This window comes from Neobacillus kokaensis (assembly GCF_014656545.1).
In the GTDB taxonomy this organism is placed as follows: Bacteria; Bacillota; Bacilli; order Bacillales; family Cytobacillaceae; genus Neobacillus; species Neobacillus kokaensis.
On record NZ_BNDS01000003.1, the window covers coordinates 322,454 to 340,171 of the forward strand.

A 17,718-nucleotide genomic window follows, 5' to 3' on the forward strand; every position below is an offset into this window, starting at 1 on the left:
GGAAAAATGACTGATTCATAACAGGATTTTAGAGGTGTGAAAAAGTAATGATGGAAACAAGACAAGAGCGGAGATATGTCATCTTTGCTTTAATTGTTATTGCAGTCTATCTTTCGCCGCTGTTTATTTTACAGGAAAATGCCCATATCCGAGTCCATGACAATTTAGATTCAAATCTTGCCTGGTATAAGGTACTGGCAAGAAGCGGCGAACTGTTTGGCGGGATTAACGGGGCCATACCCCAAATCATTAATGGACTTTTATCTAGAAATGCCTTTGGAACTGAATATAGTGTCATCGTCTGGCTGTATGCCCTGTTTCCAACGATGATTGCCTATGGTTTCAGTCAGGCATTAACTAGAATTGTGGCTTTTTTCGGGATGTATTTATTATTAAAAAAGCATTTGCTCCCTGGTGAAAGATGGGTGACACTGAACATTGCCGCTGCGCTTGCTTTTGCCCTCACGCCGTTCTGGCCATCGGGAATGCTAAGTACTTTAGGAATGCCGCTAGCATTATGGGCCTTTTTAAATATTCGAAATGGCGAAGGATCATTAAAAGATTATCTCGTACTGACATTATTACCGCTTTACTCTAGTATTGTCTTAGGTTTTTTCTTCTTCTTAAGCGCGATGGGAATCATTTGGCTTGTTGATGTGATTAGGGGCAAAGGGTGGAATTTTCGCTTTTTATATTCGATTGCCTATATGACCGTAGTTTATATGCTTGTAGAATACCGATTGGTGTATTCATTTCTGTTTAAGGGAGAGCCTAACAGCCGTGATGAATATTTCCATGCTGAATTATCCTTTTGGCGTGCAGCACGCCTTACCATTAAAAACTACGTACTCGGTCATACTCATGTCATGACAGTGCATACCTTATTCATCCTGCCTGCGACGCTAATCGCCATCTATTTTGTATATAAAAAGAAGCTGTGGAAGCAGGAAAAGCTTTTTGTTTTTTTATTTTCTTTGAACTTTTTATTGTCTCTGTGGTATGCCTTTTGGTTTTATGAGGGCTGGCTGCCCTTAACAAAGAAATTTCACTTTATGGATACGTTTAATTTTGCCCGCTATCATTTTTTAAGGCCGCTTGTGATCTATGCCAGCTTCGCCCTTGCGTTAAAAGTGATCTCCCTCCAAGGATTTAGCTGGGCAAAAACAGCTAAGTGGCTCGCTGTCATGCAAATATTGCTGCTAGGATTATTTAATGACGAAATTATTTATCGAAAAAAACCAACTGTAAAACAATTTTATGCGGAAGAATTGTTTCAGGAAATAAAAGAGCATATCGCGCTGCCGCAGAAGGAGTATCGCGTCGCCAGTATCGGCATTCACCCAGCCATTGCGCAATATAACGGTTTTTATACGCTTGATACATACAATAATTTTTATCCATTACGCTATAAACACGAGTTTAGAAAAATAATCGAAAAGGAATTGGCAAAAAATAAAACCATCCGCCGGTATTACGATAAATGGGGCGGCCGCTGTTATATTTTTACTGCACAGCTCGGGAAAAGGTACATGATTAAAAAAGACTCCAAACGGCACTTGAAGGATTTACAGTTAAATACGGATGTTTTCAAGGAATTGGGCGGCACGTATATTTTTGCAGCGCTGCCAATTGATAATCCGGAAGAAAATCAGTTATCGCTGGAAAAAGTATTTGTGTCAAAGCTTTCTGCATGGAAAATTTACTTGTATAAGACATTGTAGACATCGGGGGTATGCAGCATGAGGGGTACAGTCCTTACTATTGTGGTACCATGTTACAACGAGGAAGAAATTTTGCCAGAAACAATCATCCGTCTGCACGAGCTATTGGATAAGCTGATTGATGAAGCGTTAATTTCGGACCGTAGTAAAATTCTGTTCGTTGATGACGGGAGTAAGGATCGAACATGGGAGATTATTTATAAAGAAGGATTGAAAAATAAATATGTAAAGGGTCTGAAATTAGCGCGAAATGTCGGTCACCAAAACGCGCTGATTGCAGGACTCCAAGCGGCCGGAGAACTTTCAGACTGCGTTGTCTCGATCGATGCTGACCTTCAGGATGATATTCAAGTGATTCGGAAATTTATGCTTAGGTTCCATGAAGGCTGCGAAATTGTTTATGGGGTGCGTAAAAGCCGGGAGACAGATACCTTTTTTAAACGCAGCACTGCACAGGGCTTTTATAAGCTCATGAGAGGCTTAGGTGTTGACCTTGTTTATAATCATGCGGACTTCCGGTTAATGAGTCAGCGGGCAATTAAAGAGCTCGAACGATTTAAAGAGGTGAATCTCTTTTTAAGAGGGATTGTTCCGCTTCTTGGCTTTCGCTCGGATGTGGTCTACTACGACCGGTTAGAACGGAAAGCTGGCGAAACAAAATATCCGTTGAAAAAGATGCTTGCTTTTGCTTTTGACGGCATTACCTCCTTTTCAATTTCACCGATTCGATTTGTTCTTGTTGTTGGCTTTGTATCATTTCTTATGAGTCTTGCTTTTGGCAGCTACTTTTTAATGCTGAAGTTTTTAGGGGCGACCCAGACAGGCTGGACATCGCTGATCACCTCTATCTGGCTGATTGGCGGCTTGCAGCTTATTGCTATCGGCTTAATTGGTGAGTATGTTGGAAAAATTTATAAGGAAACAAAGCAGAGGCCAAAGTTCGTTATAGATATTGACACGTTTAACCTCCCGATACCAAAGCGTCAGCTGCAGATGCCGGGGGAGGAGGGGGTTGTTTATCCTAAAGTATCTGAAACCGGTAAATAATGATTTTATCCGCTTTCTTCTTGTGGGCACCGTAAATACTTTTGTCGGCTTAGCAATCATGTTTTTTCTCTTAAATGTTTTAGGTATCTCCTACTGGGTCTCCACTTTTACAGGAAATACAGTCGGAGCTTGTGTCAGCTATTTATTAAATCGATCCTTCACGTTCCGAAGCAGCGTATCTTTGCAAAAAGGACTGCCTCGATTTTGTGCGATAATCTTCATTTGCTATTTTAGCGCTTATTTTTGCAGTGAAAAAATCCTTCAAGCAGCGGGTCATTTGTTTCCGCTTGACCAGAGCTTTATACAAAATAGTTCGATTCTTTTAGGGAGCGGGTTATATACGTTAAGTAATTATTTAGGTCAAAAGTATATTGTATTTAAGAAAATAACACCTGCCTAAAGGGATTTATTTCGGGTTTAGTTCTCATGAACAATATATGAGTACAAACCCGATTGTTTTTTGTCGTACAACCTCCTAATGCTGAATAAGAATGTGTAGACAGGCTTTTTTACAGTAGGGGGAGAACTTAAATGAATGTGTTTATTAGCTATATTTTATTAGGATTGTCGCTTGCTGCTCCGATTGGCCCTGTTAATGCAGCTCAAATCGATCGTGGAATAAGAAGCGGGTTTATGCATTCCTGGCTTGTTGGCGTGGGGGCGGTTGTGGCTGATGGAATTTATATGCTGATTGTTTACATAGGGGTTGTTAAGTTTCTACAAACGGAATTTATGCAAACCTTCCTTTGGCTGTTTGGTTTTTTTGTTCTCATCTATACAGGTGTGGAAACCATAATGAATGCCGGAAAAGTTCATTTAGAGTACGCAAGGTCAAAGGAACCTTTATACAAATCGTTTTTTACCGGTTTTTTCATGTCCATCTCCAATCCGTTAACAATTTTATTTTGGCTTGGGATTTACGGCTCCGTTCTTGCAAAAACGGCAGCGACCTATGAGACCCCTCAATTAGTACTTTACAGCAGTGCTATTTTTATTGGATTATTAATATGGGATATTACGATGGCAAGTGTGGCAAGCAGTTTTCGAAATTACTTAACCTCCCGGCTATTAGTAACAATTTCACTCTTTTCCGGTGCTTCCTTAATAGGTTTCGGGATTTATTTCGGGATTCAGGCGTTTCAAAATTTATTTAGTTAAAAAGGCCAGCACCGTTAAGGACGCTGGCTTTCCTTATGCAGTTGGCCACGGGTATAACACTCGTTTCCGTTTCTTTTTCCATTTTGTATTCATAATCAGGGTGATACCGCCGATAATTCCGATAAATGCTAAGCTGATAAAAAATCCCGGTCTGCTTGTCTCATGAAAAAGCGTACCGCTGACAGCAATTAAAATAAAAATGGTTCCAATGAAATATTTTATTTTATCCATTGTTTTTAGTTTCAGCAGTTTTCGTGGACTTGCGAGAATAAACATCCAATTATAAAGCAGCATCAGTCCCGCAGCAGTTGTAATATACTCGTATACTTTATTTGGCATTAACAAGGCAGAAATAACCGACGAGGCAATGCCAAGCATAGTTAGAATCAACGTCGGAAGAGGGACCTTTAACTTCCCTGTTCTTGAAAAACTAACCGGTGCATCGCCTTCCTTTGCTAAGGTTACCAAAACGCTTGTCACACCATATAAAGAAGCAACCATTGTGGAAAAACCGGCGATTATCAAGGCACCATTAAAAATATGCGGTACGAATGATAGATTATAGGCTTCTAAAGCGATGACAAATGGGCTTTCTTTATCATTAAATTTATGCCAGGAGACCATCGTGACGGCAAGCCCGATAGAGAGAGCATATATAATCATAAGGGAAAACAACATAACCCTCCCTGCTTTAGGTGCATCCTTAGGGTTTTTTAATTTAGTGGCCATCAATCCCAATATTTCGATGCCGCCGAATGCATAATACGCAAAAATAACCGCCGACCATAATCCAAGGATTCCTCCCGGAAGAAGTTCCTTTTTGCTGTTTGGGTATTCGATAGGGCGATTGCCATCAATAACCCCAAAGATAGCCAAGGCGGCAATAATGATGAACATTAGGATAGCGGATATCTTGATCACCGCTAAAATATTTTCTAGCTTGTTTAATAAACCTACACCGATTAAAATGACGACAAGTCCTAGTACAGCATAGCCGGCAGCAAACAGCCAAAGCGGAACTTTGGGAAACCAAAACCTGGAAAAAATTGAAAGGGCAGTCATTTGGCTTCCCATGATTAGAACCTCTGATACCCAATACACCCAGCCGCTGCTGAAACCCGCCCAGCGCCCGTATGCCTTTTTCGCATAGGACCTGAATCCGCCTTCTAATGGTTCTTGGGCGGTCATTTTTGAAAGGGCATCAAAGACCATGTACGTACCCACAGCGGCAATAACATAGGCAATTAACAAAGATGGCCCCGTCATTTTGATCGCTAAGCTTGAGCCAAGAAAGAAACCTGTGCCAATCGTACAGCCAACCCCAAATAAGGACAGCTGCCACCATTTCATATTGTTTTCCTGAGCTCTGGACTTAGATTTACCCATCAAACTGCTCCTTTATGAACGACCTGCACCAGGTGACTTATCCGTATCGCTTTGATTATTATAGTCTTGGTCGTTTAGTCCGGGTTTTTGGTTTCTGTCGGTCCCTAAATACTCCGGCTCGTGTTTTTTCTGAGCTTTTCTAAATTTGTCAAAATCCGGATTTATCAAATGAATCTCCTCATTTCGTAAGGAATTTACTCCTTTTTAAGATATACTGCAGGCTGTTACTTATGCGGAAAGTTTACTTGGTTTTTGATGGAATTAAATATTTAGTACATAATCAGCTGCAAAACAATTGAAAATAAGGAAGAGCTATATAAATTTGCAAATAAATCTGTTGAAAATAGATCTTTGAAAACGTGTTTTTCTTTGAAAGGGGCAGTTACAATGTTATCTACAGAAAAGCTAGCCGATTTACGGCTCCAGCTATTAGCTGAAAAGGCGGAATTACAGGAGAACCTCGAGCAAAATGATCATTTTGATTATGAACGAGGCTTCTGGCATGAGTCTATGGGGGAGTTATCAAGCTACGATAACCACCCCGCAGATGAAGGGTCATCCCTTTTTGAAAGGGAGAAGGATAACGCCTTGCTCGAGCATTATAAAATTCAGCTAAGCAATATCGATAAAGCATTAGAGGCAATGGAAAATGGCACGTATGGAAAATGTGAGGTCTGCGGAAAGGAAATCCCGTTCGAACGACTTGAGGCATTACCGAATACTACCTATTGCATCGAGCATACTCCAGACAAGGTCACTTCTCATAATCGGCCAATTGAAGAGGGCGTCTTAATGCCGCCATGGGGGAAATTTGCTATGGACGAAAAGGATGAAGATGTTGCCTTTGATGCAGAAGACTCCTGGCAAACTGTCGCCCAATGGGGAACATCCGAAACTCCGTCAGATCTTGCTTTCCCGCAGGACGATTTTCAGGATATCTATATTGAAGCTGATGAAAATATCGGTTATGTGGAAGATTACGAAAACTTTGTCGGCAACGATATGTATGGTAATAATATAAAAGTATATCCAAATCCGCAGCATGAACGATATGAAGATGAACTTGATGAAGAAGGCATCATGACAAGCTTTGGGGATCTACCGGCATTTGAACACGACCCTTATGTGGATGATGATAAGTGATCAAAAAGAAAACAGCTTTTGAGTAAAAAGCTGTTTTCTCTAGTTTTTATCCTTGATCGCTGCTGTTAAGCGGGATTTCCTGACCATCTTCAGTTTCAATAACAGCGCCGATTTCACCTTCAGCATAAACGTCACTCACTTGCTCATGCGTTTCGGCAAGTCCTGAGGAGAGAGTATCCTTTTCCTGATAATAACTTGGATGAAAGAAACTACCGGCAACTTCTTTTTCAGGGTTGGCTTTCTGTTTTTGTTTGTCCAATGTAAACACTCCTTTGAAAAATGGATTCAACGGTATTTTCGTCTTTTTTCATGCGTATTACTCATAAAAATAAAAGGGAGCTGACAATATGAATAAAAGAAATGAGTTTCCAACTCGCGAGCAACTGGATGAGGCATTCCATTTCCTCCATGACCAAATAAACAAAATCTCTATTATCGAGGATATAGAAATGATGAAAAAGGAAAAAGAAGGGGAAGACGAAAATCTTATGTGATTTTGCTCAAAAGTTGATACGGGCGGGTGTTATTGGACAAAATAAAGCGCTGAGATTGTTCGAATAATCCAAGGGTCCCCCGGTCAAAATAAAGTGTTTCTGTTAAGGTTGTTTTGAGTCACCATTTACGATATAGTTGCTATTGTTCTAAAGGATTATTAAAGGTGGTTTACTATGGTCATGAGAGAAGCCCTGGCTAAGAAAATAGCTTGGATTAGTGTAATAAGTAATATCATTCTCACATTAGGAAAAATTTTTATTGGCTGGTATGGTAAATCCGACGCCGTTTTTGCAGACGGGATCCATTCGGCAGCAGATGTGTTTGCATCAGTCATCGTCCTGCTGGTAATAAAAATTGCCAATAAGCCTGCGGATAAGGAACATCCTTACGGTCATGGAAAAGCAGAAGTAATTGTCTCCGAGATTGTCGGAATTCTACTCCTCCTCGTATCCATTTATGTGGTTTATGAAGGCATTTCCGGTTTCTTTCATAAAGTCGAATCACCAAGCATTTTAGCAATGTGGGTTGCGCTTATTTCATTTGTGGCAAAGGTGATTTTATACCGCAGTTCTTTACGGGTTGCCGAGCAGCATAGCAGTAAAGCCATTGAGGCAATTGCCTATGATCATAAAGCAGATATTGTGGCTTCCATTGCAGCCGCTATTGGTGTGCTGCTATCGATTATTGGCGAACGCTTTGATGTTTATTTCTTACTTTATGGTGACAAGGTTGCAAGTATTTTTGTTGCCTATTTAATTTTTAAGATTGCCAAAGAGATGTTAACTGAAGCATTTGATATTTTACTTGAGCGGAACATTAACATCGAAACGATTTCGGAATATATTACTATCATTAAGGAATTTCCTGAAGTAAAGCGAATTGATCGCATTAGGGCGAGAGAGCATGGTCATTATGTCTTAGTGGATCTTAGAATATCAATTGATCACTTTAAAACAATAAAGCAGGGGCATGACCTTGCGAAAGCAATCAAAGGAAAACTAATGGAACAGAACGATAATATCCATGAAGTACTAATTCATTTAAACCCTTATTTTCCTGAAGAAAAATAAGGCATTAAAAAAACAGGGTTTGTGCTTTCAGGGATTTGGGTTTATGATAAGATAGGAAATAGTATTTTATTTCAGCTTGCTAATACGGCTGCATATTTAAACGAGATTAACGTGCAAAGGAGTTGATATTTTTGAGTTATCCCATAGATCCGGACCCTAGCAGTAGGCGCGGGGAAGTCAATGTTTTCTTTGAATTGTCTAGCTCCAGCGCCTACCCCCTCAAGGTCACAAGCCAATCCTCCCAGAAAGGTAAAGAGCACCTTTCTGAAAGGCTTACCTTGTGCTTGACGGGGGTGAACAAGGCGCTTGCGCTTTTCGGGTTGATAATCATGAATATCAGCTCTCGAAGGGTTGTTGGCTTCCTCCATTAAAGTAAGTGGGGAGGTTTTAACATGTTAGAAATTTTTAAAAGCACCGAAACTAGAGTGTTAGAAACGGTTGATGCCATTTCTAAAGGCTGCTGGATCAATATGTTTGCTCCAACAGCAGAGGAGATTCATAAAGTGTCAAATGCTGCCCAGGTTGACGTCGATATCATTAAAGACGCACTGGACGATGAAGAGCGCCCAAGGATTGAACGGGATGATGGCAGGGTGTATATCATCGTCGATTTCCCTTATATCGTTCATGATGAATCCGGCATGGCCGTGTACGAAACGATTCCAATTGGCATTATTCTGACCAATGATAATATTATTACCGTTTCCTTGAAGGATTCCCCGATTATCGATGAATTTCGCAAAAACCGCGTAAAGGAATTCTTTACCTTTAAAAAGACACGCTTTGCTTTACAGCTATTGTTTGTCATATCATCCTATTACCTTCGCTATTTAAAGCAAATTAACAAGAAAACAAATGAAATTGAAAAGGTTGTCCATCAATCTTTAAAAAATAAAGAACTCTATGCATTTTTAGCATTAGAGAAAAGCTTGGTTTATTTTACGACCTCTTTAAAATCAAACAAGGTTGTTCTAGATAAAATATTACGTTTTAATTATTTAAAAATGTACGAAGAGGATAAGGACTTATTAGAAGACGTGATTATTGAAAAAACACAGGCCATTGAAATGGCGGAAACGTATCACACCATTTTAACGGGAATGATGAATGCTTTTGCTTCGATCATTTCAAATAACTTGAATATTGTGATGAAGTTTTTAACCTCCATAACTATTATTCTTGCATTACCGACGATGGTCGCAAGTTTCTACGGGATGAACGTGGATATTCCATTTCAGCATGTTGCGTATTCATATGTAATCCCACTTGTCATTGCAGGCTTTTTTGCTTTTTTAACAGCTTTTATTTTTTGGAAAAAGAAATATTTTTAAGATACCAGTCCATTTGGGCTGGTCTTTTTTTCTTATTTTTATGAAAAAACTATTGTTTTTACTGCAAAAAATAAAATTTTCCCAACTTTTTAGAATGATAATTATGTACTTTCACCATTGAATTTTGAATAAGACTAGTACAGCAGTGTACGGCTGTGAATTTTAGGTGGAGGGAGTTTTGAAATGAAAAAGGGGAAAATTTTTGGTTCTGCAGTACTGAGTGTGGTAATAGGGGTATCAATGTTTGCTACAGCGGCATTTGGGCAAACTGCCAAACAGGAATCTTATCGTGTTCTGATTCAGGGACCAACTGCAGAAAAGGCCAAAGCAAAAATAAATTACGGCATGCGCTGGGATTTTTCGGATAAGGGGTTCACCACCACTGTTAATGCTAAACAATATCAAGCACTTTTAAAAAATAAGAACTTAAAGATTGAAAAATTGCCCGAACTTCAGCTCAATGCCAACCCAGATAAAAAGGCAAAACCAGGCGTAGATGCCAAGGCGGTTCCAAGTGATCAAACACCATGGGGAATTGAGGCCATCTATAATGATGCCGTAATTGCAAAGACCGCGGGCGGCAGCGGTATAAAGGTAGCTGTCCTCGATACGGGTGTTGTCAATCACGTGGATTTAGCTGGTAATATTGAGCAATGTAAGGACTTTTCACAAAATAAATCACCTTTAATTGAAGGCAGCTGTTCTGATGGCAACGGACATGGAACTCATGTATCAGGTACTGTGCTAGCTAATGGCGGCAGCAATGGCAAAGGGATTTACGGGGTTGCTCCAGAAGCTAAGCTTTGGGCTTATAAGGTGTTAAATAACCGTGGCAGCGGGTACTCAGATGATATTGCCGCAGCCATTCGGAAAGCTGCTGATGAAGGTGTTCTCACTGGGTCGCACGTCATTATTTCAATGTCACTTGGTTCAAACTCAAAGGATTCGCTCATTTCAAGCGCAGTTGATTATGCCTACAGCAAAGGTGTACTTGTAGTAGCAGCGGCGGGAAATGATGGACCTAATGCAGGTACAATCGATTATCCAGGGGCTCTTCAGAATGTAGTTGCGGTTGCAGCGTTAGAAAATGTTCAGGAAAACGGAACGCTTCGTGTAGCTGATTTCTCATCGAGAGGTAATGCCGCAACAGCAGGGGACTATCTGATTCAAGAGCGGGATGTTGAAGTGTCGGCGCCAGGCAGAGCCGTTGAATCAACCTGGTATAACGGCGCTTATAATACAATTAGCGGCACATCAATGGCAACACCGCATGTTTCCGGACTGGCAGCCAAACTTTGGGCGGAAAATAAATCATGGTCAAATGTCCAGCTTCGAACAGAGCTGCAAAACAGAGCGAAAACCAATGATATTAAAGGCGGTATTAGCGCAGCCGCTGGTGATGATATAGCCTCAGGCTATGGCTTCCCAAGGGTGAAGTAATACTCAGAAAGGTCATCTGGGCCATTTGCCCAGATGACCCAAAAAAATAGAAAGGAATCTAAAAAGTCTGACAGGAGCGTGTCTTTTAGTGTAAAATAGAAAGAAATGACAGACAAGCCGGGTGATAAAATAATGGAATTTGGAGCCCTTATTAAATTCTATCGGACTCAAAGAGGAATGACCCAAGGAGAGCTTGCGAAGGGGATTTGCTCAGTTCCTCATTTAAGTAAGATAGAAAACAATTCAAAAGAAGCAAACCAGGAAACGGTCTCCCTCCTGCTTGAACGATTAAATATTAATATGAAGGAAATGGAAGAGAACGAAGAGCAAATTAAATTCCTTTTAAGAGAATTCAGCAGCCAGATTAACTTTTATTTAAAAGATCAAGTTGAAGATACTTTTCAAAAATTAAAAGACATAGAACACTTCATACCCTTCTCTAAGTATATCTATATTTGGGAACTTTATAAATATAGATACCTATTATTTAAAGGTTTACTTGAAGAAGCAGAGGCACAACGTGAACTTTTACATAAGCAAAAGAAAAATTTTTCCCAACATGAAAACTATTTATTTCGTTACTATAATGCGGTATTTTTAATATTGAAGGGTCAGTTTAAACAAGCCGATGAGATCCTTGAAACCCTTTATACTGAAAAAGAACATGATACATCCAGTGGAGAGTTTCTTTATCATCGAGCACTTGCTAAGAGTTCGATGGAACAATCAGGACACGCAATCCATTTTGGAAAGCTGGCACTGCAAATCTTTATGAATGAACATAACTTTCTTAGGATTCTTTACACCCTTATGTTATTAGGAATTAATTACACTCATTCCAATATTTTTGAAGAAGCAGAAGCATGCTTTCGCCATTTAATACGGAATGCCGAAATAATAAGGGATAAAAAACTATTGCCGCAGGTTTTCCATAATATGGGCTATTTACAACAAAAGATGAAGAATTTTATGCAAGCACTTTATTATTTTAAAAAAAGCTTAATGTTACAACCAAACCATAATCACGACTATTTAGTAACTTTATATGTAGTTGGAGAACTTCAATATTCTTTAAATTCGTTTGAAAAAGCTAAGGCTTGCTTTGAACAAGTTAGTACTTTAGCAAAAGATTTGGGAAATAAAAAGTTCTCTCTTTTAGCAGAGTTTTATTTACTCAAAATGCTCTCGGCGGATAAAGGATTTAAGTACTTAGAATCAAAGGTAATTCCTTTTTTGGAAGGGGCAAATGAGCACGCAGATGATATCACACTTTTTTATAAAATGCTTGCCGATTATTACAACCAGAAAGGCTTGGTTGTGGAGGCAGTTAAATATTTAAATAAACTTACAGAATAATTAAGGGGGCAAAAATTCATGAGGAAGTTTGCAGTATTATTATTTTCATTATCACTAGTTTTTCTTTTTACAACTAATAAGGGGGTAGAAGTACAAAAGTCTTCTGATGTATTTGCTTTAAACAGCACACAAGCATACCCAATCCAACCACCGGTAGGTTGATAAAAGAATCCCTGTTCGTCAGGGGTTTTTTATTTTAATTTAGAAATGTTTCACAATGAAATAGGGTATACTTTAATCATGTGTTTGCTAAAATAGCTGTAGAATCAGGAGGATGTTCAATGAAATCATTTGTGGTTAGTTTTCATCAAGAAGATAATGTGGATACAATGCAGGTTCAAAAATTAAATCAAGAGGATTTTACTAGAGCAACTGAAGGTGGGACAAGGCATTTATTTGAGCTTGATACGAACATCGGCTTTTTCGTCTTTTTCGATGGTGCCGACAAGGATGGCGATATTTCCTACATGGTGCTGCAATATGAGGAGGACAATGAAGAACCATCTGCCTGCTATGCCTTCCAATTAAGCGATTTTTATGAGTTTATGGCCTTGTATTTGAATGATTTGGAATTTAATGAGGAGATAGAGGAAGAGGAAGACGAGGAATATGGTCCGATTCATCACCTTGCTCATTTATTGTTCCACATTGTTGAAGAAGGCAGAGATCTTGAAGTATAAAAAACAAGCACTGGCCCTATTTATAAGGGTTCCAGTGCTTTTTATTATTCTTTTGCTGTTTGTTTTTTGACTACAATGCGGGCTTTACCCATGAAAAGGATGGTGATTGCCGCGAGAGCAATAGGAATTAAAGCCAGCAAGAAAGTTTGCGTAATCGAAGCTGACATTGCATGAATAATTTTATCCAAGATAACAGGGGGAATTTTCGCCCTTTCGCTAGCTTGAAATATCTCACGCGGATCTCCCATTTTAAATGTTTGTCCTCCTGCCCCGCTCATGCCCTTAAAGGCTTCTTTTAACTGATTTGTAAAGACATTGTTCTGGATTGTGCCAAAAATTGTAACTCCAAGCGTCATGCCAAATGAGCGCAGAAAGGAGTTAGTTGAATTAGCTGTACCCCTGAATTGCGGTTCAAGATTATGAATGGAAGCTGTTGGCAGCAAGGAGAAGGAAAAGCCAACCCCAAAGCCTACTAGAATCATATATACAGTTAGTAACGATCTTGCGGTATCAACGGTCATTGTTCCGAGTAAGTACATACCAATTACATAGGAAATGATGGAAATAACCATCAAATTTCGATAAGAGGTTTTCGTAGAAAAAATACCCCCAATTGCACTTCCAGCAACGGATCCGAGCATCATTGGCGTTAAAATGAAACCCGCATTTTTTGCGGTGCCGCCATAAACAGCTTGCACGTAAATCGGAATAAACACCGTCAAAATTATAAACGTTCCGCCATATAAAAAGGCAAGGATTTGCGAGGTGGCAAACAATCTCCGTTTAAACAGCCATAGCGGCAAAATCGGTTCTTCTGCTTTTACCTCTGCAATGAAAAACACAACAAAAAGAATTAGAAAGCTTGTAATTAAGCTAATGATAGGTGTAGAATCCCACGCGTATTCCTTACCGCCCAATTCTAAAGCAAACATAAGGCTGACGACGGAAACAACCAATGTAATTGCACCAAGCCAATCAATTTTTTGCTTAGAATGCTGCAATGATTCATGGTAATAGCGGGTAATTAAAATAATAGAAACTAACCCCAGCGGGATATTAACATAAAAAATCCAGTGCCAGCTAATGGTGTCCGTAATATAGGCACCTAAAAGCGGACCTAACACGCTGGATGTACCGAACACGGCACCTAGCAGTCCTGTCATCTTGCCGCGTTTTTCTGGCGGGAAAATATCAAACACAATCGTAAAGGCAATCGGCATCAGCGCACCGCCGCCAATCCCTTGAATCGCCCGAAAAATACTTAATTGTACAATCGTCTGTGCAATACCGCATAAGGCGGAGCCAATTAGAAAAACAATTAATCCAAAAATAAAAAAGCGTTTCCGGCCATACATATCGGACAGTTTGCCGAAAATCGGCATACCTGCCATCACGGCTACCATATAGGCGGATGTAACCCAGACAAATTTGTCGAGACCGCCAAGGTCAGAAACAATCGTACCCATTGCCGTAGCCACTATCGTGTTATCCATTGCTGACATGAGAATAGCCAGTAACAATCCAGCAACCACGGGCTTAATATTACTATCTTTATTGATCATGAACAGTCTCCTTGATAAGAGGAAGTTTTTTGAAAAACATAAAGAAATTTTAAAGGGAAGGAGGAGAACTGTCAATATAATTGTTGTGGGAGAACGTGTCAGGCACCATTGCTTTTAATGCTTATGATTTTAAAATGTCATGGTCAACATAGCGTTCGCCATTGATTTCGCTAATGATGTTAATGGCAACCTTTGCACCGTCACCTGCGGTAATAATGGTATGCATGCTTACGCCCGCAATAGTTCCCGCGGCCCAAATGCCGTCAACATTGGTTTTTCCACTAGCATCTACATCAAGAATGGTTTTGACTCTTGGCTCGGTTCCAGGTTTTGTGTTAAGGCCTGCTTTTTCTGCAAGGTCAGCAAGCATTCCTGTCGCCACAATGACGTGTTTTACTTCATATTGATCACTATCAGTTTCAACTTTAAAACCGTCATTAGTTTTACTAATATTCGTTACGGTAGCTTGGATAATTTCTGCACCAAATTTCCGTGCTTGTTTTTTGCCGATTTCAACAAGGTCTGGACCGGTGATTTCTTTTACACCATAATGATTTTCAATCCAAGCTCTTTTAGTTACGCTTTTGTCATTGTCAACTACAAGTGTCTTCTTGCCAGCTTTTGCGGTAAAAAGAGCAGCACTTGCACCAGCAGGGCCAGCACCAATTACTAAAACATCAAACATATTATGAACCTCCAATTAGAATATTTTAACACCAATATTATCGTCCATCGAATATTAAAAGTAAAATAAACTGCTTATTTCAAAACTTTAGAAAAGCGAAGTAAGTTATACTTGAATTTTCCCTAACTTCCATTTACGGTAAAATAAAGGGAATTAGGTGATATCATGATTGAAATAAAACCACTTGGTGATAAGGCTATCAAAGTTTCTTTTGGCAAAGAAATTAGTGAAATGATTCATCAAAAGATTAAACAGTTCATTACTCAGTTGGAAGCCGCTAACATCATAGGGATTATTGAATTGGTGCCTGCGTATAACAGCGTTGCGATTTATTATCAACCGGAATTCATTTCTTTCAACGTGTTAGTGAATCGAATTAAAAAAATATATAAAACTTTTGGCATAGAGGCTCCTGTTCAATCAATTGTTTATGAGATTCCGGTTTATTACGGCGGGGCAACAGGACCTGATCTATCTTACATAGCAGACTATCACAAAATGAGTAAAGAAGACGTCATAGAGCTCCATTCCAGCCAAGAATATCTCATTTATATGCTAGGGTTTGTCCCGGGATTTCCGTACCTTGGAGGACTTCCCAAGAAGCTTGCAGTTCCTAGGCTGGAACACCCTCGGCCAAGTGTTGCTGCCGGCTCTGTTGGAATCGGCGGGAATCAGACAGGTATTTATCCATCTGTTGTTCCGTCTGGGTGGAGAATTCTAGGGGTTACACCTGTGACGCTTTTTGATATTAAGAAAACTCCGCCAAGTCTTTTTTCGACGGGGAATTATATTAAATTTGATCCTATTGATGGGGATGAATTTACTAGAATTAAGCAATTAGTAAATGAAAGAAAGTATACCGTAAAAACTTATAGAAAGGGGTTAGGAGAATGATTGATTTAAATAGTGACCTTGGTGAAAGCTATGGTGCGTTTAAAGTTGGAAATGATCATGAGGTTTTAAAATATATTTCATCAGCCAATATCGCCTGCGGCTACCATGCCGGCGATCATAATGTCATGTTTGAAACCGTGAGACTAGCGAAAAAGCACGGGGTAAGAATCGGTGCTCATCCTGGCTTTCCGGACCTAGCGGGATTCGGCAGAAGAGAAATGAAGTTAACTCCAAGGGAGATTTACCATCTAACTGTCTATCAAATTGGGGCATTGAATTCAGTATGTAAGGCTTGCGATGTGTCACTTTCCCATGTGAAACCGCATGGAGCATTGTATAACATGGCTGCAAAGGATCATATAATAGCAGCAGCCATTGCCGAAGCGGTGGCAGATTTTGATTCTTCCTTAGTATTGTATGGTCTTGCCAGCAGTAAATTGGTGGTTGCCGCAAGAGAAAAGGGACTTATGGCTGCCGAGGAAGTATTTGCTGACCGCACGTACCAGCCTGACGGAACATTGACATCAAGGCAGGAGAAAAATGCTATGATTCATGATCCTTTACTGGCGATTAAAAGAGTTGTTCGAATGGTGAAGGAAAGTAAAGTCGAAGCAGTGGACGGAATGGATATCGCAATAAAAGCCGATACAATTTGTGTCCATGGTGACGAACCACAGGCGCTTGAATTTGTCGCAGCCTTACAAACAGCGCTAAAAAATGAAAATATACCGATTAGAAAAAGCTGGGGGAATAAATGAAAACCGCAATTTTTAAAGTGGTGAAATCGGGGCTGCAAACGACTGTGCAAGACTTAGGCAGGGAGGGCTATCAGCAATACGGAATCAGTCCTTCTGGAGCCATGGACCATTTTTCGATGCAAATCGCTAATATTTTAGTTGGAAACAGGCTAGGAGAGGCGGTGCTGGAGGCTGCGTTTGTCGGCCCGGAATTAGAGGCACTATGCGATATGACAGTGGCCATTTGCGGCGGGGAATTTTCGCCTATAGTTGATGGTTGGAAAGTTCCAATGTGGAAGAGTTTTCTTTTGAAAAAAGGCCAGCTTTTATCTATTGGTCCATGCGGAAGTGGGGCAAGAACCTATATTGCAGCAGCAGGGGGATATGATGTTCCGTTAGTATTAGGGAGTAAGTCGACTTTTTTAAGCAGCAGGTTTGGGGGATATGATGGACGTGCGCTGAAAAAAGGGGATATGCTATCTGGTTTTCCCTTTGTTCAAAAGCCGTTTAAAAGGCTGCCTCTTAGTCTAATTCCACAGTATACAAAGCAGCTGAATGTCAGAGTTATTCTGGGACCACACGAGGAAAGATTCGATGAGGAAAGCATCAAGCGATTTTTTACAGAAAAATATTTGGTTACCCCACAATCCAATCGAATGGGATATCAGCTAAAAGGACCAAAGGTAGAACATATTACAGGCCCGGATATTATCTCAGACCCAGTGCCATTTGGCGGCATCCAAGTTCCAGCAAGCGGCCAGCCAATTATCCTCATGGCAGACCGCCAAACAACCGGCGGCTACACAAGAATTGGCACCGTGATTTCAGCTGATCTTCCGCTGATTGCTCAAGCGGTGCCTGACACCAATATTACGTTCTCCATGGTATCTATAGAAGAAGCACAGCGTCTATATTTGGAGAGACGCATGCTGTTGAAGCATTTGGCTATAGCAGCAAAAAACCAAGAACCATCATTTTCAAAGTGAAGTTGATGATTCTTGGTTTTTTAGTTT

General features: G+C 40.0%; 20 protein-coding genes. 15 read left to right on the plus strand and 5 right to left on the minus strand.

The annotated features are described in order from the left end of the window. Nucleotides 1-50 precede the first annotated feature (50 nt). The 4 genes from IE222_RS06105 to IE222_RS06120 all read left to right on the plus strand — a co-directional run bounded on the left by IE222_RS06105 (nt 51) and on the right by IE222_RS06120 (nt 3,926). Nucleotides 51-1,721, plus strand: coding sequence for a DUF6044 family protein (locus IE222_RS06105; RefSeq protein WP_191270887.1), 1,671 nt, complete (start codon nt 51-53; stop codon nt 1,719-1,721). An 18-nt stretch (nt 1,722-1,739) separates the two neighbouring features. After that, the gene (locus tag IE222_RS06110) at nt 1,740-2,768 is read left to right on the plus strand and encodes a glycosyltransferase family 2 protein (protein WP_191270744.1); all 1,029 of its coding nucleotides are present in this window, start codon (nt 1,740-1,742) and stop codon (nt 2,766-2,768) included. After that, nucleotides 2,734-3,168 (plus strand): GtrA family protein, encoded by a 435-nt coding sequence (locus tag IE222_RS06115; protein ID WP_191270746.1) that lies wholly within the window; start codon nt 2,734-2,736, stop codon nt 3,166-3,168. Before IE222_RS06110 ends, IE222_RS06115 begins: the two co-directional genes overlap by 35 nt. A gap of 131 nt (nt 3,169-3,299) precedes the next feature. Further along, nucleotides 3,300-3,926, plus strand: coding sequence for a LysE family transporter (locus IE222_RS06120; RefSeq protein WP_191270748.1), 627 nt, complete (start codon nt 3,300-3,302; stop codon nt 3,924-3,926). Nucleotides 3,927-3,959: 33 nt separating this feature from the next. Here the strand turns inward: IE222_RS06120 and IE222_RS06125 are convergent, their stop codons facing one another. Further along, nucleotides 3,960-5,312: an amino acid permease gene (locus IE222_RS06125; protein ID WP_191270750.1), complete on the minus strand. Its 1,353-nt coding sequence runs from the start codon at nt 5,310-5,312 to the stop codon at nt 3,960-3,962. A 12-nt stretch (nt 5,313-5,324) separates the two neighbouring features. After that, entirely contained in the window at nt 5,325-5,480 is a 156-nt protein-coding gene (locus IE222_RS06130; RefSeq protein ID WP_191270902.1) for a hypothetical protein, read from the minus strand. Between the two features lie 219 nt (nt 5,481-5,699). Between IE222_RS06130 and IE222_RS06135 the strand changes: the two genes are divergently transcribed. Beyond that, entirely contained in the window at nt 5,700-6,455 is a 756-nt protein-coding gene (locus IE222_RS06135) for a TraR/DksA C4-type zinc finger protein (protein WP_191270752.1), read from the plus strand. A 46-nt stretch (nt 6,456-6,501) separates the two neighbouring features. On the opposite strand, the gene IE222_RS06140 is transcribed toward IE222_RS06135, so the two are convergent. After that, on the minus strand, nt 6,502-6,714 hold the full coding sequence (locus IE222_RS06140; protein ID WP_191270754.1) for a YozQ family protein: 213 nt from the start codon (nt 6,712-6,714) through the stop codon (nt 6,502-6,504). 88 nt (nt 6,715-6,802) lie between these two features. Here IE222_RS06140 and IE222_RS06145 point away from each other — a divergent pair, with 88 nt between their 5' ends. The 7 genes from IE222_RS06145 to IE222_RS06175 all read left to right on the plus strand — a co-directional run bounded on the left by IE222_RS06145 (nt 6,803) and on the right by IE222_RS06175 (nt 12,827). After that, nucleotides 6,803-6,949, plus strand: a complete 147-nt coding sequence (locus tag IE222_RS06145) for a hypothetical protein (protein ID WP_191270756.1) — start codon at nt 6,803-6,805, stop codon at nt 6,947-6,949. Nucleotides 6,950-7,123: 174 nt separating this feature from the next. Then, complete coding sequence (locus tag IE222_RS06150; RefSeq protein ID WP_191270758.1) at nt 7,124-8,020, plus strand: cation diffusion facilitator family transporter; 897 nt, start codon at nt 7,124-7,126, stop codon at nt 8,018-8,020. A 392-nt stretch (nt 8,021-8,412) separates the two neighbouring features. Further along, nucleotides 8,413-9,351, plus strand: a complete 939-nt coding sequence (locus IE222_RS06155) for a magnesium transporter CorA family protein (RefSeq protein WP_191270760.1) — start codon at nt 8,413-8,415, stop codon at nt 9,349-9,351. A 183-nt stretch (nt 9,352-9,534) separates the two neighbouring features. Next, entirely contained in the window at nt 9,535-10,791 is a 1,257-nt protein-coding gene (locus IE222_RS06160; RefSeq protein ID WP_191270762.1) for a S8 family peptidase, read from the plus strand. Between the two features lie 132 nt (nt 10,792-10,923). Further along, nucleotides 10,924-12,147, plus strand: a complete 1,224-nt coding sequence (locus IE222_RS06165) for a tetratricopeptide repeat protein (protein WP_191270764.1) — start codon at nt 10,924-10,926, stop codon at nt 12,145-12,147. Between the two features lie 18 nt (nt 12,148-12,165). Next, complete coding sequence (locus tag IE222_RS06170) at nt 12,166-12,309, plus strand: hypothetical protein (protein ID WP_191270766.1); 144 nt, start codon at nt 12,166-12,168, stop codon at nt 12,307-12,309. Between the two features lie 119 nt (nt 12,310-12,428). Beyond that, on the plus strand, nt 12,429-12,827 hold the full coding sequence (locus IE222_RS06175; protein WP_191270768.1) for a cytosolic protein: 399 nt from the start codon (nt 12,429-12,431) through the stop codon (nt 12,825-12,827). A 44-nt stretch (nt 12,828-12,871) separates the two neighbouring features. Here IE222_RS06175 and IE222_RS06180 read toward each other — a convergent pair whose 3' ends face one another. Together IE222_RS06180 and IE222_RS06185 are read right to left on the minus strand one after the other, a co-directional pair. Continuing rightward, nucleotides 12,872-14,389, minus strand: a complete 1,518-nt coding sequence (locus IE222_RS06180) for an MDR family MFS transporter (protein ID WP_191270769.1) — start codon at nt 14,387-14,389, stop codon at nt 12,872-12,874. Nucleotides 14,390-14,510: 121 nt separating this feature from the next. Next, a complete protein-coding gene (locus tag IE222_RS06185; protein WP_191270771.1) occupies nt 14,511-15,074 on the minus strand; it encodes an FAD-dependent oxidoreductase in 564 nt (187 codons plus the stop codon). A 165-nt stretch (nt 15,075-15,239) separates the two neighbouring features. Between IE222_RS06185 and pxpB the strand changes: the two genes are divergently transcribed. The 3 genes from pxpB to IE222_RS06200 are packed head-to-tail and all read left to right on the plus strand — an operon-like array spanning nt 15,240 to nt 17,691. After that, the gene (gene pxpB / locus IE222_RS06190) at nt 15,240-15,968 is read left to right on the plus strand and encodes a 5-oxoprolinase subunit PxpB (protein ID WP_191270778.1); all 729 of its coding nucleotides are present in this window, start codon (nt 15,240-15,242) and stop codon (nt 15,966-15,968) included. Beyond that, complete coding sequence (locus tag IE222_RS06195) at nt 15,965-16,726, plus strand: LamB/YcsF family protein (RefSeq protein ID WP_191270780.1); 762 nt, start codon at nt 15,965-15,967, stop codon at nt 16,724-16,726. The genes pxpB and IE222_RS06195 overlap by 4 nt, the downstream gene beginning before the upstream one ends. Beyond that, the gene (locus IE222_RS06200; protein WP_191270782.1) at nt 16,723-17,691 is read left to right on the plus strand and encodes a 5-oxoprolinase subunit C family protein; all 969 of its coding nucleotides are present in this window, start codon (nt 16,723-16,725) and stop codon (nt 17,689-17,691) included. The genes IE222_RS06195 and IE222_RS06200 overlap by 4 nt, the downstream gene beginning before the upstream one ends. The last annotated feature ends 27 nt before the right edge of the window (nt 17,692-17,718 follow it).